The organism is Vibrio sp. B181a (assembly GCF_030248375.1).
GTDB classification, from domain to species: domain Bacteria; phylum Pseudomonadota; class Gammaproteobacteria; order Enterobacterales; family Vibrionaceae; genus Vibrio; species Vibrio campbellii.
The window spans coordinates 1-561 of sequence record NZ_JAHGAD010000018.1; the positions used below are offsets into that span (position 1 = coordinate 1).

Below are 561 nucleotides of genomic sequence, written 5' to 3' on the forward strand. Positions count from 1 at the left end.
TTGCTTTCACTTTTAAAAAGTGAAGACAAATGAGTCGCGATGAGTGTCCACACAGATTGATACGGTTTATAAAGTAAAAGAGACGAAGATATCCCAATATCTTCGAAGTTTGGTTCTGCTTTTTAAAAGTGGAAACAAATAGCAGTGTCCCGTTCGTCTAGAGGCCTAGGACACCGCCCTTTCACGGCGGTAACAGGGGTTCGACTCCCCTACGGGATACCATTGGGTCGTTAGCTCAGTTGGTAGAGCAGTTGACTTTTAATCAATTGGTCGCAGGTTCGAATCCTGCACGACCCACCATTTCTCGAAGGGGCTATAGCTCAGCTGGGAGAGCGCCTGCCTTGCACGCAGGAGGTCTGCGGTTCGATCCCGCATAGCTCCACCATTCGAGACGTCTACCACATGACGTAAAACTAATGTGGGCGATTAGCTCAGTTGGGAGAGCACCTGCCTTACAAGCAGGGGGTCACTGGTTCGAGCCCGGTATCGCCCACCATCTTTAAGTGCATTCGAAGAGTGCTTTTAAAAATGGTTACTTCATTAGAAGTGATTAGCTCTTTA

At 48.0% G+C, this 561-nt stretch carries 4 tRNA genes; all 4 read left to right on the forward strand.

Going from position 1 to position 561, the window contains the following annotated elements:
* Positions 1-146 precede the first annotated feature (146 nt).
* The 4 genes from KIO97_RS08325 (at position 147) to KIO97_RS08340 (ending at position 496) form a co-directional block, all read left to right on the forward strand.
* Positions 147-222: transfer RNA gene (locus KIO97_RS08325), tRNA-Glu, on the forward strand.
* 2 nt (positions 223-224) lie between these two features.
* Positions 225-300 (forward strand) — tRNA-Lys (locus tag KIO97_RS08330).
* Positions 301-309: 9 nt separating this feature from the next.
* Positions 310-385 (forward strand) — tRNA-Ala (locus KIO97_RS08335).
* Between the two features lie 35 nt (positions 386-420).
* Positions 421-496, forward strand: a tRNA-Val gene (locus KIO97_RS08340).
* Positions 497-561 lie beyond the last annotated feature (65 nt).